This window comes from Pseudomonas sp. BGA-UO-ETr-WB11, from assembly GCF_059567785.1.
This window is the reverse complement of the sequence record NZ_JCAQOS010000008.1, coordinates 764916-780542: the sequence shown is the minus strand read 5'-3', so window position 1 is coordinate 780542 and position 15627 is coordinate 764916. Positions and strand designations below refer to the sequence as shown.

Genomic DNA, 15627 nt, shown 5'->3' with positions numbered 1-15627 from the left:
CCTCAGAACTGCCGGTAGCGCCGCGGCACTCGCGCCGTGACCTTGCTCAGCAGTTCGTAACCGATGGTGCCGCAGGCCTGGGCCAGTTCATCCACCGGCAACTGGGCGCCCCACAACTGCACTGCCGAGCCCAGCTGCGCCTGCGGTACAGCCGTGATGTCCAGGGTCAGCATATCCATAGACACCCGCCCGACCAACGGCGCACGCTGCCCGGCCACCCACACCGGCGTGCCTGCCGGGGCTTGGCGCGGGTAGCCGTCGGCATAACCGCAACTGACCGTGGCAATGCGTGAGTCACGCGGCGCCACCCAGCTGGCGCCATGCCCCACGCTCTGCCCCGCCGCCACCTCATGCACCGCAATGATCTGCGCCGTCAGGCTCATGGCCGGACGCAGGCCGAGTTCCTGGGCGCTCAGGTCAGCAAACGGCGTCGCACCGTAAAGCATGATGCCGGGGCGCTGCCAGTCCATATGGGCGGCGGGAATGGTCAGCAGAGCGGCCGAGTTGGCCAGTGAACGCTGATCGAAATCCAGGTCCAGTAGGTCGAGAAACACCTCCACCTGCTCCTCGGTCAGCGGATGGCCGCGCTCATCGGCACAGGCGAAATGACTGAGCAGGTTGAGCTCCGCCACCTGCGCCGCGTCGCGCAAGCGCGGATGCCAGGCGCGCACCTCGGCGGGACTGAAACCCAGTCGGTGCATGCCACTGTCGAGCTTCAGCCACACTCGCAGCGGCTGCTGCAGATCGGCCGTCAGCAGAGCCTCGGCCTGCTCGGCAGTGTGCACCGCCACATCCAGCGCCAACTGCGCCGCCTGGGCATATTCGTCCGCAGCAAAGCAGCCTTCCACCAGCAGAATGCGCGCGCTGGCATGCAGCTCACGCACCACGAGTGCCTCCTCGATGCTGCTTACGGCAAAACCGTCGGCCAGCTCCAGCAAGGCGCCGACCACCTCACGCACACCATGGCCGTAGGCATTCGCCTTGACCACGGCAAAGGCCTGGCGACCCGGCGCGCAGCGCTGAGCCAGGGCGTAGTTATGCTGAATGGCGGCAAGATCGATGGTGGCAAGCAACGGACGCATGGACACAGCCCTGAACAAAAACGGGCGCCCATCTTAACCGCTAGGCGCCCGTTTGCTGCTGCTTCTGTAGTCACACGGGCCGCATCAAGCAGCCACAGCGTCAGTCGTCGTCGAACTGATAGCTGCCCGGCGCCAGGTTTTCAAAGCGCGAATACTTACCCAAAAAGGCCAGGCGCGAAGTACCGATAGGGCCGTTACGCTGCTTGCCGATAATGATTTCGGCCACGCCCTTGTACTCGGTTTCCGGGTGATACACCTCGTCGCGGTAGACGAACATGATGATGTCGGCGTCCTGCTCGATAGCACCGGATTCGCGCAAGTCGGAGTTGATTGGGCGCTTGTTTGGCCGCTGCTCCAAACCACGGTTGAGCTGCGACAGCGCCACCACCGGGCAGTTGAACTCCTTGGCCAGGGCCTTGAGCGAGCGGGAGATTTCGGAAATCTCGTTGACCCGGCTCTCGCTGCTGGAGCCTGGAATCTGCATCAGCTGCAGGTAGTCGACCATGATCATGCCGATCTCGCCATGCTCGCGGGCCAAACGCCGAGTACGTGCGCGCATTTCCGAGGGCGAGATACCGGCGGTGTCATCGATAAACAGCTTGCGATCATTGAGCAGGTTGACCGCCGAGGTCAGGCGCGGCCAGTCGTCATCGTCCAGGCGGCCGGCACGTACCTTGGTCTGGTCGATGCGACCGAGGGACGCGAGCATCCGCATAACGATGGAGTCGGCCGGCATCTCCAGGGAGTACACGACGATGGCCTTGTCGCTGCGCAGCACCGCGTTCTCCACCAGGTTCATGGCGAAGGTGGTCTTACCCATCGACGGACGGCCGGCGACGATCACCAGGTCAGCCGGCTGCAAGCCGCTGGTCTGCGCATCCAGGTCAGTAAAGCCGGTGGACAGGCCGGTGATCGCATCGCCCGAGTTGAACAGCGTGTCGATGCGGTCAATCGCTTTGGTCAGGATGTCATTGATGCCGACCGGGCCGCCAGTCTTGGGGCGCGCTTCGGCGATCTGGAAGATCAGCCGCTCGGCCTCATCGAGAATCTCCTCGCCGGTACGACCTTGCGGGGCGTAGGCGCTGTCGGCGATTTCGCTGCTGATGCCGATCAACTGACGCAAGGTCGCGCGCTCACGGATGATCTGCGCATAAGCCTTGATGTTGGCCACCGACGGCGTGTTCTTGGCCAATTCGCCCAGGTAGGCCAGGCCACCGGTTTGCGACAGCTGACCTTCCTTGTCCAACTGCTCGGACAGGGTCACCACGTCAAACGGATGATTACGCTCGGCCAGCTTGTAGATCGCCCGAAAAATCAGCCGGTGGTCGTGGCGGTAAAAATCGCCATCGGACACCTGATCCAGCACCCGCTCCCAGGCATTGTTGTCCAGCATCAACCCGCCCAGCACCGCCTGTTCGGCTTCGATGGAATGCGGCGGCACCTTGAGGGCGGCGGTTTGCAGGTCGTACTGCTCGGGAACGGAAATATCATTCATGGTATGGGCTCTGTTGACGTATCTTTGCGCGCTGCGTTGCTGGGCCAACAGAGCCTAAGCAAACGCCGTACTGCAGAAAGACAAAGGGCACGACAGCGCTTTCACACTGACGTGCCCGATGTTAGCGAGCCTGCGCAGCAGCGCAAGCTCTCGACGGCATTTAGCCGGCGATGACAACCACCTTAACAGTGGCTTCAACGTCAGTGTGCAGGTGCACAGCAACGTCGTATTCGCCAGTGTGGCGAATGGTGCCGTTCGGCAGACGAACTTCGCTTTTCGCTACTGCAACGCCAGAGGCGGTCAGTGCGTCAGCGATGTCGTGAGTACCGATGGAACCGAACAGCTTGCCTTCATCGCCCGCGGTAGCGGTAATGGTGACTTCCAGCTCAGCCAGATGCGCAGCGCGCTCTTCGGCCGAAGCTTTCTTGTCGGCAGCAGCCTGTTCCAGCTCAGCACGGCGTGCTTCAAATGCAGCCACGTTGGCAGCAGTTGCAGCAGTGGCCTTGCGCTGAGGCAGCAGGTAGTTACGGCCGTAACCAGCCTTAACATTCACTTTATCGCCCAGGTTGCCCAGGTTGGCGATTTTTTCCAGCAGGATGACTTCCATTTGGGTCTTACCTCTTGAACTTTTAACCTTCACCGTTCGCAGGACCGGCGCCATTGTGGCGCGCCAGGCGACCGCGAAAATCAAACAGACCATCAACAACAGCTAACAGACAGATCAGGTTACCGAGCAGCAGTACCGCTATGTACAGGCCAATCAGCCAAAAGCTGGAAAGGCGCTTCATTTCGATCAGGCCATGCCCTAAGGCCAGCCCGGCGAAAAACAGCGGCACCGTACAGATCGGTGCCAATACGGCAGCTTGCGTTCCCAACGCTGGCGTCACCAGGACGCCAAACAACAGTGCCAAGGCAACTGCCGGGTGTAACCGCACGCTACGAAACTCACGACCGAAGCCGCCCGGGTTGTACAACGCCGCTTGCCAGTACCGCGCCAACACCAGACTGAGTACACAGGCCGCCTGCAATGAGGAAGCCAGTAACCCGGTCAGGGTCGGAATCAACGAATCCTGCAAACCTGCGAGTTGCTCGGCCGGCACCTTGGCCTGCTCGATGAACTGCGGCAGCGCTGTGCGGACTGCATCCGCCAAGGCCTCGATCAGCTCACCGGAGGTAGCCCCCAGCACCAGCGCAAACACCACGCCGAGTACAACACTGGCCAACAACGTCCTCATCCAGGAACCGCTGGCGCGCAATACCTGCGCCAACAACAGCGTACCGACCATGATCAGGAGAATGCTCGGATCACCCAGCACCCACCAAGTCACTGCAGGCAACAACGCCCAAATCAGGATGCCGAAAGCATCGTTCATGCCGCGACGGAGCAGTACCAGACTGCCCGCTGCAGCACTCAACCAGAACAACAGCGGCAATGCCGCCGAACCCACCACCACCAGGGTGGCCTGCATACGACCGCGCATGATGAACTCAGCTAAGGCGCGCATGCGATCTATCCCTTACCGTATGTCGACGACCCGGTCTCAGCGGCCGTGGCTGTCGGTGTAGGGCAGCAGGGCCAGGAAGCGGGCGCGCTTGATAGCGGTAGCCAGCTGACGCTGATAACGAGCCTTGGTCCCGGTGATACGGCTAGGTACGATCTTGCCGGTTTCGGAGATGTAGGCTTTCAGAGTGTTGAGATCCTTGTAATCGATCTCTTTCACTTCTTCAGCGGTGAAACGGCAGAACTTACGACGACGGAAAAAACGTGCCATGAGAGTGGCTCCTCAATAAATCCGTGGATTACTCGTCAGCGTTGTCGCTGTCGCTGTTGTCACTGTCATCGCCATCGGCGGAGTCAGCGTGCTCAGGACGGTCACGACGCTCGCGGCGTTCGCTACGGTTTTCCTCAGCCTTGAGCATCTCGGACTGGTCGATAACGGCCTCGTCGCGACGGATGACCAGGTTACGGATCACGGCATCGTTGTAACGGAAGTTGTCTTCCAGCTCAGCCAGGGCTTTGCCGGTGCACTCAACGTTCAGCATCACGTAGTGAGCCTTGTGAACATTGTTGATTGCATAGGCCAGTTGACGACGGCCCCAGTCTTCCAGGCGGTGAACTTTGCCGCCGTCTTCTTCGATCAGCTTGGTGTAACGCTCAACCATGCCGCCGACTTGCTCGCTCTGGTCCGGGTGAACCAGAAAGATGATTTCGTAATGACGCATAAATGCTCCTTACGGGTTGAAGCCTGCCGAAAATCGGTCAGGCAAGGAGTGAATAACACTGGTGTCTTGCAGAGTGGAGGGCACAAAAGCGCCTGCCCGCACGGCAAGGGGCGCAATTCTAGAGAAGGGGGGGCAGCGGCGCAAGGAAAATTGGTGATTATTTGTACAATCAATCGATAGGCGACGGGCGTTGCGCCCGCCACCTTAAGCGGCGGCTACTTCTGCTTGCCGGCCCGCTGACGCACAGCTTCGAACAAGCACACGCCCGCGGCGACCGAAACGTTGAGGCTGCTGACACTGCCCGCCATCGGCAGACGCACCAGGTAGTCGCAATGCTCACGAGTCAGGCGACGCATGCCTTTGCCCTCAGCCCCCATGACCAGCACAGTCGGCCCGGTCATGTCTTGCTGATACAGCTCCTGCTCAGCTTCGCCGGCGGTGCCGACCAGCCACAAACCACGCTGCTGGAGTTTCTCCAGGGTGCGCGCCAGATTGGTCACCGCCACCAGCGGAATCACTTCCGCCGCGCCGCAAGCCACCTTACGCACGGTGGCATTCAGGGTTGCCGATTTGTCTTTGGGCACGATCACCGCCAGGGCGCCCGCCGCATCGGCGGTACGCAGACAGGCACCGAGGTTGTGGGGATCGGTCACGCCGTCCAGCACCAGCAACAGCGGCACGCCCTCGCTGCGATCAAGCAGCTCTTCGAGCATGGCCTCACCCCAGACCTGGCTAGGGCTGACTTCCGCCACCACGCCCTGATGCACACCCTCGACCCAGGCATCCATCTCACGACGCTCGCAGTTGCCAACACTCACCCGCGACTCGGCCGCCAGCGCCAGCAACGCCTGAATGCGCGGGTCTTGCCGGCTTTCTGCCAACCAGACCTGCTTGACCCGCTTAGGGTGATGACGCAGCAGCGCCTCTACGGCGTGGACGCCGTAGATTTTCTCCAAATCACTCATGACTTGGTCCTGCGCTTACGCGGCGCCGAGGACGCTGGCGCCCCGTCGGCCTTGCCGGCGCCCTTGCGATGGGAGCTGGCCTTACCGGCCGGCGCAGAGCTCGACTTACCCTTTGGCGGACGCTTACCGGCGGCCTTGGCCTCACCCAGCAAGGACTGCTTCAGCTCGCGACTCTTGTGCACGTCTGTGCTGGCAGAGTCCTTGCCCGACGCAGAGCTCTTGCGGCCTGCCGGTGCAGCGCCACGGCCCTTGCGCCCGACCGGCGCATTGAGCATGCCTTCGGACATTTCGAAGTCGATCTTGCGCTCGTCCAGATCAACACGCATGACCCGCACTTCCACGCTGTCGCCCAGGCGGAAGTTGCGACCACTGCGCTCACCCGCTAGACGGTGATGCACGGGATCGAAGTGGTAGTAATCGCCCGGCAGCGCAGTGACGTGTACCAAGCCTTCGACGTAGATATCTTTCAGCTCGACGAACAAGCCAAAGCCCGTCACCGCAGTGATCACGCCCTGGAAGGTTTCGCCGACGCGATCTTTCATAAACTCGCACTTGAGCCAGTTCACGACGTCACGGGTCGCTTCATCAGCGCGCCGCTCGGTCAGCGAGCACTGCTCGCCCAACTGCTCCAGCGCCGCCTCATCGTACGGATAGATGCGCGCGCGCGGCATCGCCACGGCGCCGGCACGACGAACGTGCGGAGTATCCAGCTTGGAACGAATAACACTGCGAATGGCCCGATGGGTCAGCAGGTCCGGGTAGCGACGGATCGGCGAGGTGAAGTGGGTATACGCCTCGTAATTCAGGCCGAAGTGACCCTGATTATCGGCGCTATATACCGCCTGACTCAGCGAACGCAGCATCACGGTCTGGATCAGGTGATAGTCGTCACGCCCACGAATGGTTTCCAGCAGGGCTTGGTAGTCCTTCGGCGACGGGCCCTCTTTGGACTTGCCACGGTGCAGCGACAAGCCCAGCTCAGCGAGAAACGCCTTGAGCTTTTCCAGACGCTCAGGCGGCGGACCATCGTGCACCCGGTATAGCGCCGGAATTTCATGCTTCTGCATAAACGCAGCAGTGGCCACGTTGGCCGCCAGCATGCACTCCTCGATCAGCTTGTGAGCATCGTTGCGCTGAGTCGGACGAATTTCCGCGATCTTGCGCCCAGCACCGAAGATGATCCGGGTTTCCTGGGTTTCAAAATCGATAGCACCGCGCTCATGACGGGCAGCCAGCAATACCTGGTACAGGGAGTACAGCTGCTTGAGATGCGGCAGCACCTCGCTGTACTCGCCACGCAAGGCCTTGCCTTCCGTGCTCTTGGGCTGCTCAAGCATGGCGCTGACCTTGTTGTAGGTCAGCCGCGCATGGGAGTGAATCACCGCCTCGTAGAACTGGTAATCGGTCATTTTGCCGGTTTTCGACATGGTCATTTCACAGACCATGGCCAGCCGGTCAACCTGCGGATTCAGCGAGCACAGACCGTTGGAAAGCTCCTCCGGCAGCATCGGTATCACGCGCTCGGGGAAGTACACCGAGTTGCCGCGCACGGTCGCCTCTTCGTCCAGCGCCGAACCCACCTTGACGTAATGGGACACGTCAGCAATGGCCACGTAGAGCTTCCAGCCACCGGAAAACAGCTTCCAGCCAGAGGCATTCTTCTCGCAGTACACGGCATCATCGAAGTCGCGGGCATCTTCACCGTCGATGGTAACGAACGGCAAGTGGCGCAGATCGATGCGCTTTTCCTTGTCCTTCTCTTCCACCTGCGGCTTGAGCTTGGCAGCCTCGGCCACCACAGCATCTGGCCAGACGTGAGGAATGTCGTAGCTGCGCAGCGCAACGTCGATTTCCATGCCCGGCGCCATGTAGTTGCCGACCACTTCGACAATATCGCCCTGCGGCTGAAAGCGCGGCGTAGGCCAATGGGTGATTTTCACTTCAACGAACTGGCCGATCTTGGCATTGCCTGCACGACCCGGCGTCACCAGCACTTCCTGCTGAATCTTCGGGTTGTCGGCGAGCACAAAGCCAATGCCACCTTCCTCGTAGTAACGACCCACGAGAGATTCGTGTGCACGGGAGATCACTTCGGCAATCGCGCCTTCGCGCCGACCGCGGCGATCCAGACCAGAAACCCGCGCCAACGCACGGTCACCATCAAAGACCAGGCGCATCTGACTCGGACTGAGGAACAGGTCATCACTGCCATCATCAGGAATCAGGAAGCCGAAGCCGTCGCGATGACCGCTAACCCGGCCAAGGATCAAATCAAGCTTGTCCACCGGCGCATAAGTGCCGCGGCGGGTGTAAATCAACTGACCGTCACGCTCCATGGCGCGCAAACGGCGGCGCAAGGCCTCGACCTGATCTTCAGTGGTCAGGCCAAACTCTTCCACCAACTGCTCACGATTCGCGGGCGAACCACGGTCGGACAGCTGCTGCAAAATCAGCTCACGGCTGGGGATGGGGTTGTCATATTTTTCCGCTTCACGAGCGGCCTCGGGATCGAGGGATTGCCAATCGGCCATTAGAAAGAATTCACCTTGTCTACTTAGATAATATTTGCCATGTGCCTATTGAAGCGCGAAACGACCGTGTTGGTCAGCCTAACCGCTAGAATAAAATTATTTTCACAACAGGTGTTTACAAGTCTAAACCTCATCCGTATAGTGCGCACCCACAACGACGGCAAACGTTGTTGTGACAGAGACTAGATGAGCGATCATCGAACTCTAATGCCCAGGTGGCGGAATTGGTAGACGCACATGGTTCAGGTCCATGCGGTGGCAACACCGTGGAAGTTCGAGTCTTCTCCTGGGCACCAAATTACCAAACAAAGAACCGAGCCAAGCGCTCGGTTTTTTGTGCTCGCATGAAAATGGTTTTTCAGCACGCAATATGACTCACACCCGAAACTGGCCAAGACTCCCCCTGAGCTGAGCTGCCAACCCATCAAGCGCTCGCCCACTGGCCGCAGTAGCCGCTACTGCCTGCTCCGCCCGCTGCGCTTCTTGGAGAATATTTTCTACCCGGCCGCGCACACTCGCCGCCCCCTGCGCCTGATGCTCAGCCGCCAGAGTGGCGCAATTGATCGCCTCGTGCACCCCATCCACCAGCGCCTGCACCGACTGCTGCAGGCGGGAACTGTCCCGCAGCGCCGCCAACCCCTCAGTTGCCTGCCGCCCCGCCAACCCAACCGCCCCGACAGCTTCGCGCGCACCACTTTGCAGAGCGCCGATATGCGCCTGGATATCGCCCGTCGACTGCTGCGTCTTGCTGGCCAGCGCACGCACCTCGTCCGCCACCACCGCAAAACCCCGCCCACTCTCACCCGCCCGCGCAGCCTCGATAGCGGCATTCAGCGCCAACAAGTTGGTCTGCTCGGCAATCCCATGGATGACCGTCAACACCACCTCAATCTGCTCACTTTGCCGGGCCAGCCGCTCAATCACCGTCGCCCCCACCTCGACACTGACCACCAACTCCTCAATCAGGTGCCCGACCTTGCCCGCGATTGCCCCATTCTCATGAGCAGCCTCGCGAATAGCCTGCACGCGTTGCAAGGCGTGCTGCATGGCCTGACTCTCTGCATGCGCCTCATCAGCCATATGCGCTAAAGCCTGCAAGCTGGCAGCCACCTCATCACGCTGCCGCCCTGCAGCCGCCTCGGCAGCCACGCTACGCTGCGCCAATCCGGCAATCTCCTGCCCGACCTGCTGTGCAACATCGCCCGCCTCGCGCACGATCGGCTGCAGCTTGGCCACGAAGCGGTTCACTGCCGCCGCCATATCGACGATCTCGTCGCGACCAGCCAACTCGATGCGCCGCGTCAAATCCCCCTCACCAGCCGCCAGATCATCCAAAGCGATGACCAACAGACGCAACCTGCTTAGCACCCGCCGCCCCAGCACCAGCGCCAGCAACAGCAACAGCGCCACACCCACCAACGCCAAACCCACCCCTATATTGCGACGCAAATCAGTGGCTGCCGCCTGGACCACGGCACGACTGCCCGCCTGCATCCCCAGCGTCGCCTCCTCAGCAGCCCGCAGTCGCGCACCAAGGACAGCGCTACTGTCCGCCGCAGCACCACTCAACCCATCAGAAACCAACTGCCCGCTGCCAGCGATCAACTCGACAAACCGCTTATCGAGCGCAGCAAGATCCCTGTCGACCTTTTCTGTCGAGACCGCCAGCAACACCTTGCCAATCTCTGAGCCTAAGGGGCTGATTGGCGCCTGCGCGATATAGACCGAGGCGTCGGCCTGAGCTGCCGCTAACACCTTGTCCAGCGTCCCCTTTCCATGACCACGCGCCAACAGCGCCTGCACGCGCTTATCCTGACGATTGAGATGACGGGTCAGCCGCTCACCACTGGCATTGATATAGATAGCGAACAAAACATCCGGATTGCGCTGAGCCATGCGCGCCAACTCCGTCAGCGCCGGCACATCGTTATCCCAGATGGCCTTTGGCGCGACCGCGGCCAGCAGCGAGGCCTGGTCATCTGCCGAGCGCCTGAGCCCAGCCACCAACACCTCTCGCAAGCGCACTTGCTCCTCTTCCAGGCGCACCGACAAACCCGCCGCCAGCCGCTCCTCGGTACGCTGCGAAAGACTCGCCAATCCGGCCCGCACCTCCTGCCCGGCACGCTCAAGCTCAGCAGCGATCACTCGCACATCCTCGCCCAAGTGCGTATCCAGGGTCTCCACCAACTGCACGATAGTGGCGCGCGTCAACGCCAAGGCCAGACCCACCTCAATCACCAAGGCCACCCCCAGCGCAATAAACACCGGGCGCAGCAAACGACTACGCAACAGCAAGAGAATGGCCGACACGCACTTACCCCTCAACGCAGAACAACCTCAGCACCACGCTTGAGTTATAGCCCACCCCCGGCAACAGGCAGTAAACGCCCACCCCAAAAACAAAAAAGGGCCGCCAATGGCGACCCTTTTTCTACAGCACCGAACAATCAGGCAAACGGGTGACGCAAAACGATGGTCTCGTTGCGATCCGGGCCAGTGGAGACGATATCAATCGGCGCCCCAACCAGTTCTTCGATACGGGCGATGTAATGGCGCGCATTGACCGGCAACTCTTCCAGGGTCTTTGCCCCCAGCGTCGACTCGCTCCAACCCGGCACTTCCTCGTACACCGGCTGCAAGCCGATGTAGCTGTCCGCATCAGTAGGCGCAGCAATCACTGCACCGTGCTCGTCCTGATAGCCGACACAGATGCGAATGGTCTCCAGACCATCCAGCACGTCCAGCTTGGTCAGGCACAAGCCAGAGATGCTGTTGATTTCGATGGCACGGCGCAGGATGACCGCATCGAACCAACCGCAACGGCGCGCACGGCCGGTCGTCGAACCAAACTCATGACCACGCTTGGCGAGAAAGGCACCCGTCTCATCAAACAGCTCAGTCGGGAACGGGCCAGAACCAACACGCGTGGTGTAGGCCTTGGTGATACCGAGGATGTAGTCGAGGTACATCGGACCAAAACCCGAACCGGTGGCAATGCCGCCAGCCGTGGTATTGGAACTGGTCACGTACGGATAGGTACCGTGATCGATGTCCAGCAACGAACCCTGGGCGCCTTCGAACATGATGTCTTTATCGGCACGACGCATGTCATGCAGCACAGCGGTGACATCCGTCATCATCGGCTTGAGCAGGGCGGCGTATTCCATGCACTCGTCGAGCGTCTTCTGGAAATCGATCGCCGGCTCTTGGTAATAATTGACCAGCACGAAGTTGTGATAGTCGAGCAGCTCGGCAAGCTTGGTGGCGAAACGCTCGGCGTGGAACAAATCGCCAATGCGCAGGCCACGGCGCGCCACTTTATCTTCATAAGCCGGACCGATACCACGACCGGTCGTACCGATTTTGGCCTCACCGCGAGCCTTCTCACGCGCCTGATCGAGGGCTACGTGATAGGAAAGGATCAGCGGGCAAGACGGGCTGATGCGCAGACGCTCACGCACCGGCACACCCTTCTCTTCCAGCTTGACGATCTCACGCATCAAAGCGTCTGGCGCAACCACCACACCGTTACCGATCAGGCACTGCACGCCTTCGCGCAGGATGCCCGAGGGAATCAGGTGCAGTACGGTTTTCTCGCCATCGATCACCAAGGTGTGACCTGCGTTGTGGCCGCCCTGATAGCGCACCACAGCAGCAGCGTGCTCAGTCAGCAGATCAACGATCTTGCCTTTGCCCTCATCACCCCACTGGGTGCCCAGGACTACGACATTCTTGCCCATAACACTTGTCCTCTTTACGGAAGCTCGATGCCGGCGCAGGCCGGCGGAAACAATTCAGGGCGCCAGGGGCGCCAACTGCCAACGTCCGTCACACACCTGCAGCAGGCGATCACAGCCCGCTGCGTGTGCCGCCGCCAGATCCTGCCCAGGCAATGCCTGCACCACGCGCACGCCTTCGCGGCGCAGGCGCTGCACAGCCTGCCACAGGTACAAATCATGACTGTCCGGAGCCCACACACCTGCAGGCAGCTCGATCTCCGGCATCTGCCCGCGATCGACCAGCGATTTCAAATCCGTGGAGAAGCCGGTGGCCGGGCGCGCACGACCAAAATCAGCACCGATATCGTCGTAACGACCGCCTTGGGCTATCGACTGACCTGAGCCCGGCACAAAGGCCGCAAAGACCACGCCGGTGTGATAGTGATAACCGCGCAACTCGCCCAAGTCGAAGTACAGCGGCAACTCGGGGTAGCGCACGCTGAGCATGTCGGCAATGGCCATCAGCTCATCCAGCGCCACATGAACCTCTTCCGGCGCCTCGACCAGGCAGGCCTGAGCCAGATCAAGCACATCGCGATCACCACACAACTCAGCCAGCGCACGCAGCATCTTGCGCGGCTCGGCCGGCAGGTCGGCGGTCAAAGCCTCAACCTCGTCAATAGCCTTGCGCTGCAAGGCATCAAACAGCTGCTGCTCCAACTCGCCACACAGACCGGCGGCACGGGCCAGGCCGCGGTAGATACCGACATGCCCCAGGTCCATGTGCACATCAGGCACCTGCGCCAGCGCCAGGGTGTCGAGCATCAAACTGATGACTTCAACATCGCTGGCCGGGCTGGCATCGCCATACAACTCGGCGCCCAACTGGATCGGGCTGCGCGAAGTGCTCAACGCCCGCGGCTGCGCATGCAGCACGCTGCCGGCGTAACACAAGCGGCTCGGCGCTTCACGGCGCAAGGTATGGGCGTCAATACGCGCGACCTGCGGCGTGATGTCGGCACGAAAGCCCATCAAACGCCCGGAATTCGGATCAATGACCTTGAAAGTGCGCAGATCAAGATCCTGACCCGCGCCCGTCAGCAGCGACTCCAGGTATTCGATATGCGGGGTGATAACGAGCTCATAGCCCCAGTTCTGGAACAGATCCAGCACCTGCCGGCGCGCAGCTTCAATGCGCGCCGCTTCGGGCGGCAGTATTTCTTCGATGCCATCTGGCAGCAGCCAGCGGTCTACCGTTGCCATTTCGCTATTCCCCTCTCGACCTGGGCGGCAAGCCTTCAGTGAAGCAGATAAAGGAGGCTGGTCCCCAGCAGCATGCTGGCCAACCCCATTAGTCGCAGCTGCGTGTTACTCAGCCGTAATAGCTGAGCCAACGCCCCACGCCAACGCTGCGGAGAAAGAAAGGGCAAGACGCCTTCAAGCACCAACAACAAACAAAATGCGATGCCAAGTTCTTGCCACATGCTTCCCACAGACGCAAAAAAGCCGGGATTTTCCCGGCTGGCTCATGATAACACGTTTTCTTCTGAGGTCACCCCGGCGGGCGCTGGGCGCCCACCGGAGGTAGCTTCAAGGCTTGGCTTTTTCCAGGTAGCGGAAGAACTCGCTATTGGGATCAAGCACCAGCACATCACTCTTACTGGCAAAGCTTTCACGGTAGGCACGCAGGCTACGGTAGAAGGCGTAGAACTCCTGATCCATGCCGTAGGCCTTGGCGTATATCGCCGCTGCCAGGGCATCACCATCACCACGCGCTTCTTCCGAACTACGATACGCCTCGGCCAACAACACGCGACGCTGGCGATCGGCGTCAGCACGAATACCTTCGGCCAACTCCTTACCTTTGGCGCGATGCTCACGGGCCTCACGCTCACGCTCGGTGCTCATCCGCTCAAACACGCTGCGGTTAACTTCCTTGGGCAGGTCAATGGCCTTGACGCGCACATCAACCACTTCGATGCCCAACTCTTTCATCGCCAGCTTGTTCAGCAGGGCCGTGATATCCGCCATCAACGCATCACGCTCACCGGACACCACTTCATGCAGCGTGCGCTTACCGAACTGGTCACGCAGACCCGACTCCAGACGGCGCGACAAACGTTCGTCGGCAATCTGCTTCAGGCCCGAGGTCGCAGTGTAGTAACGCTCGGCATCCGCCACCCGCCATTTGGCATAGGCATCCACCATCACCGCTTTCTTTTCCAGGGTCAGAAACCGCTGAGTCGGCGAATCAAGGGTCAGCAACCGCGCCTCAAACTTGCGCACCTGGTTGATGTACGGGTACTTCACATGCAGACCCGGCTGTACGTCAGCCTGGACGATACGCCCGAACTGCAGGAGCACGGCCTTTTCGGTCTGCGCCACGATGTAGAAGCTGTTCCAGGCCAATACAGCCAGGATCACGCCACCTACCAGGGCAATCAGTGATTTATTGCTCATCAGCGACTCTCCCGCGAACGCAGATCACGCTGCTCGAGATCGGTTACTACACGCGTATCGGCATTGCCGCCCGCGGCTGCAGTGACAGAAGCAGCGCTGGCGCCACGACCTTCGATCATTTTATCCAGCGGTAGATAGAGCAAGTTGTTCTGCCCTTTATCACCGGTTACCAGCACCTTGCTGGTATTGCTGAAGACTTCCTGCATGGTGTCCAGGTACAGACGCTGACGCGTGACCTCAGGCGCTTTGCGGTACTCGGCGACCAGCTTGGTAAAGCGATCCGCCTCACCCTTGGCACGAGAAACCACTTCATCGCGATAGCCGTTGGCATCTTCAAGAATACGCTGCGACTGCCCGCGCGCTTCCGGCACTACGCCGTTTGCATAGGTTTCCGCCTGATTCTTCTCACGCTGCTCGTCTTCACGGGCACGGATCACGTCATCAAAGGCTTCCTGCACTTCACGTGGTGCGGCGGCGTTCTGCACGTTCACCTGAGTCACGGTGATACCAGTGCCGTAGGCATCCAGGAAGCGCTGTAGCCGCTCCTTGATTTCGCTGGCCATCAACTCACGGCCCTCAGTCAGCACCTGGTCCATTTCAGTAGAGCCGACCACATGGCGCAGGGCGCTCTCGGTGGCTTGCTGCAGGCTGATCTCAGGTTGATCGACGTTGAGCACGAAGTCTTTCAGGTTGCTGATCTTGTACTGCACGGTCAGCGGGACCTCGACGATGTTCTCATCTTTGGTCAGCATCTGCCCTTGCTTGGTATAGGAACGCTCACGGGTAACGTTTTCCTGGTACTTCTTGTCGAACGGCGGTAGATAGATGTGCAAACCATCGCCTTCGGTCGTGTGGTATTTGCCCAGCCGCAAGATCACTGCCTGCTCCTGCGCATCCACGGTGTACACCGCGCTGAATAGCCAAAACACGGCCGCCACAGCCACGCCGATGCCGAGCAGGGCAAAACCACCTGCGCCGCCACCCTCGTCACCGCCACGTTTTTTACCGCCACCGAACAGCCCATTCAGGCTTTCTTGTAGCTTGCGGAAGGCCTCGTCGAGATCAGGCGGCCCCTTGCGATCACCGCCTTTGCGGCCACCCCAGGGATCCTGATTATTCGAGTTGCCACCCGGCTCATTCCAAGCCATAGCG

General features: G+C 60.5%; 14 protein-coding genes, 1 tRNA gene and 1 pseudogene. 1 reads left to right on the top strand and 15 read right to left on the bottom strand.

The features are described from left to right. Positions 1 to 2: 2 nt before the first annotated feature. The 8 genes from alr to rnr form a co-directional block, all read right to left on the bottom strand. Positions 3 to 1082 (bottom strand): alanine racemase, encoded by a 1080-nt coding sequence (gene alr / locus AC56DI_RS17150; protein WP_496347221.1) that lies wholly within the window; start codon positions 1080 to 1082, stop codon positions 3 to 5. Positions 1083 to 1182: 100 nt separating this feature from the next. Further along, complete coding sequence (gene dnaB / locus AC56DI_RS17145) at positions 1183 to 2577, bottom strand: replicative DNA helicase (protein WP_324517176.1); 1395 nt, start codon at positions 2575 to 2577, stop codon at positions 1183 to 1185. A 160-nt stretch (positions 2578 to 2737) separates the two neighbouring features. After that, positions 2738 to 3184, bottom strand: coding sequence for a 50S ribosomal protein L9 (gene rplI, locus AC56DI_RS17140; RefSeq protein ID WP_324517175.1), 447 nt, complete (start codon positions 3182 to 3184; stop codon positions 2738 to 2740). Positions 3185 to 3206: 22 nt separating this feature from the next. Continuing rightward, a complete protein-coding gene (locus tag AC56DI_RS17135) occupies positions 3207 to 4082 on the bottom strand; it encodes a hypothetical protein (RefSeq protein WP_324517174.1) in 876 nt (291 codons plus the stop codon). 36 nt (positions 4083 to 4118) lie between these two features. Beyond that, positions 4119 to 4349, bottom strand: a complete 231-nt coding sequence (rpsR, locus tag AC56DI_RS17130; RefSeq protein WP_324517173.1) for a 30S ribosomal protein S18 — start codon at positions 4347 to 4349, stop codon at positions 4119 to 4121. A gap of 28 nt (positions 4350 to 4377) precedes the next feature. After that, positions 4378 to 4800: a 30S ribosomal protein S6 gene (gene rpsF, locus AC56DI_RS17125; protein ID WP_324517172.1), complete on the bottom strand. Its 423-nt coding sequence runs from the start codon at positions 4798 to 4800 to the stop codon at positions 4378 to 4380. 215 nt (positions 4801 to 5015) lie between these two features. Next, positions 5016 to 5765, bottom strand: a complete 750-nt coding sequence (gene rlmB / locus AC56DI_RS17120) for a 23S rRNA (guanosine(2251)-2'-O)-methyltransferase RlmB (RefSeq protein WP_324517171.1) — start codon at positions 5763 to 5765, stop codon at positions 5016 to 5018. Beyond that, a complete protein-coding gene (gene rnr, locus AC56DI_RS17115) occupies positions 5762 to 8296 on the bottom strand; it encodes a ribonuclease R (RefSeq protein ID WP_496347220.1) in 2535 nt (844 codons plus the stop codon). Before rnr ends, rlmB begins: the two co-directional genes overlap by 4 nt. A 209-nt stretch (positions 8297 to 8505) precedes the next feature. Here rnr and AC56DI_RS17110 point away from each other — a divergent pair. After that, positions 8506 to 8592, top strand: a tRNA-Leu gene (locus tag AC56DI_RS17110). A gap of 79 nt (positions 8593 to 8671) precedes the next feature. Here AC56DI_RS17110 and AC56DI_RS17105 read toward each other — a convergent pair. The 7 genes and pseudogenes from AC56DI_RS17105 to hflK form a co-directional block, all read right to left on the bottom strand. Continuing rightward, a complete protein-coding gene (locus tag AC56DI_RS17105) occupies positions 8672 to 9556 on the bottom strand; it encodes a methyl-accepting chemotaxis protein (protein WP_496347540.1) in 885 nt (294 codons plus the stop codon). Next, positions 9530 to 9790 (bottom strand): annotated as a pseudogene (locus tag AC56DI_RS17100) (HAMP domain-containing protein); the annotation flags it as partial. The pseudogene AC56DI_RS17100 and the gene AC56DI_RS17105, both read right to left, overlap by 27 nt. Positions 9791 to 10743: 953 nt before the next feature. Next, positions 10744 to 12036 (bottom strand): adenylosuccinate synthase, encoded by a 1293-nt coding sequence (locus AC56DI_RS17095; RefSeq protein WP_422586895.1) that lies wholly within the window; start codon positions 12034 to 12036, stop codon positions 10744 to 10746. 54 nt (positions 12037 to 12090) lie between these two features. Next, entirely contained in the window at positions 12091 to 13278 is a 1188-nt protein-coding gene (locus tag AC56DI_RS17090; RefSeq protein ID WP_422586896.1) for an ATP phosphoribosyltransferase regulatory subunit, read from the bottom strand. Positions 13279 to 13313: 35 nt separating this feature from the next. Further along, entirely contained in the window at positions 13314 to 13499 is a 186-nt protein-coding gene (locus tag AC56DI_RS17085; protein WP_324517166.1) for a DUF2065 domain-containing protein, read from the bottom strand. A gap of 106 nt (positions 13500 to 13605) precedes the next feature. Continuing rightward, positions 13606 to 14475, bottom strand: coding sequence for a protease modulator HflC (gene hflC, locus AC56DI_RS17080; protein WP_324517165.1), 870 nt, complete (start codon positions 14473 to 14475; stop codon positions 13606 to 13608). After that, on the bottom strand, positions 14475 to 15623 hold the full coding sequence (gene hflK, locus AC56DI_RS17075) for an FtsH protease activity modulator HflK (RefSeq protein WP_496347219.1): 1149 nt from the start codon (positions 15621 to 15623) through the stop codon (positions 14475 to 14477). The genes hflC and hflK overlap by 1 nt, the downstream gene beginning before the upstream one ends. Positions 15624 to 15627: the final 4 nt, after the last annotated feature.